We start from the raw sequence: 1,760 nt of genomic DNA, 5'->3' as shown, positions 1-1,760 counted from the left end.
GATTTTGGCTGTTTGATTCATTTCTGACTCTCCTTATTTGTGTTATAAAATAACTTGAATGTCAGATTAAGTAAAGACTATTACAAATTAACCCTTTAATTCAGATTTCAGACTTGGGCATTATATCTATTTTTGATAAATTCGGAGGTATGCAAAGTCCTGCTAAAATAACCTATTTAACAAGTAAAAATAAGAAGTTAATTAAAATAGGTGAAATATACTTAGATTTTTCCCTCGGGCAGGTTACTGATTATTCGATTGAAAATATTGATGATAATACTGATAAATTTATTGAAACTATTTTATCAAAAAAACAAGATTTTTTTATTGGTAAAGCTGCACTTTCATATACAGATTCTTTTCTATTGCTTTTAGCTAATAATTTGTTAAAAACAAATATAGATACAGTTTGGAAAGATAAGTTTTATACTAAATTACTATCAATGGGGTACAAAGACATTATAACACTTTATAATCAAAATATATTTTATAAAGATTCAACTCTTTGTAAAAAGAGTCAGAATGAAAAAGATGCGTTCGGTTGTCGAATTGGTAATAATCAATTATCAATTTGCTACAATTATGTAACTCATAATTTATTGTATCGATTTGGAAATAAATCAAATATAAAATTAGAATTAATAAAAGAATTAACTAACCAAAATGAAAGTGATCACATAATAACTTTTGTTAATAAAAATACTCAATACTTAATAAATACTCAACCCCAAAATGAAGGCATTCAAATAATCCAAAATGGAAAGCGTTTAAATAATTATAAATGTGAAAAAAATACTGTTGAGCCAATGATGTTAAACAGTTTTAATTGACTATTTTAATTTTAAAATATAAAGCCAAAGTATCAATACAATTAAGTCGAAGAAAAATTAGCGGTATTACAAGAGGGGACAAAAGTTAATTTAAATCTTGATTTGCATGATGAAGAATGTAAATGGTACGCTGTTTCGAGTTTTGTCGAAGGGTATTCCTCAATTCCTGAATTAAACCTTAAAACGCATAAACGTGATAAAGTAGAAGTAGACATTTTAGGTTGGGTGTATACCGGCAAAGCAGTAACAACATCGGAATTTGAAATACCGGGCAGTGAAACCGATACAGGATTGACGAAAGAAAAAAAGAAAAAAAAAAGAAAAAGAGTTGAACGCTAATTTAGTTAAATCTAAAGGTCTAAGAGTCTGGAATGACTTTAAGGATAAAAACGATAAAAAACTTTACTCAATGCTACCGGTGGGCACACAAGTTAAGATAACAGGAAAGAAAAAAACGAAAAATTATGTTGAGTTAGTGGAAGTAGTTCGAGATGGCAAACCCACGCTACCGTTACCGACAGAAAAGAAAAAAGTTTGGTATGATTGCCTTGAAAATATCGTCAGAGGAAAAAAATACAACGAAGTGGTGGTATTAGATAAGCCCTTTCCGATTAAAGCGGGTGATTTGGTGGGGCATATAGGTCATAACCAAAATAAAGGTATTACTAAAGAAACCGATAAAAATGGTAAGTACATTGATATAGAAATTTTGCCAGAAGATTTAAACGATAAAAAATTTTGTGCTCATTTACATGTTGAGTGTTTCACCTGTGAAGACTTGCCAAGTTATATTACTCAAACACAAGCAGAAGCGAGTAAAACCGCAGAAGAAGACAAAACATTTCTTGGCATAGCGAAACAAACCAAACTACTGGAAAAAGAAGCAGCATCAGATACGACAGTGGGTAAACCTTATGCAAAGACCAAGAT

General features: G+C 30.0%; 2 protein-coding genes and 1 pseudogene. All 3 read left to right on the top strand.

What is annotated here, in order from left to right; genetic code table 11:
- The first annotated feature begins 149 nt into the window (after positions 1-149).
- A complete protein-coding gene (locus tag GQ589_RS11670) occupies positions 150-830 on the top strand; it encodes a hypothetical protein (protein WP_160426406.1) in 681 nt (226 codons plus the stop codon).
- A gap of 102 nt (positions 831-932) precedes the next feature.
- Entirely contained in the window at positions 933-1,169 is a 237-nt protein-coding gene (locus tag GQ589_RS11665; protein WP_160426404.1) for a hypothetical protein, read from the top strand.
- Positions 1,159-1,760 (top strand): annotated as a pseudogene (locus tag GQ589_RS11660) (hypothetical protein); the annotation flags it as partial. The gene GQ589_RS11665 and the pseudogene GQ589_RS11660, both read left to right, overlap by 11 nt.

Origin of the sequence: Gilliamella sp. Pas-s27 (assembly GCF_009795865.1) — a bacterium.
GTDB lineage: Bacteria > Pseudomonadota > Gammaproteobacteria > Enterobacterales > Orbaceae > Gilliamella.
Note: the sequence above shows the minus strand (reverse complement) of the source record. Positions and strands in the feature narration are given on the sequence as shown.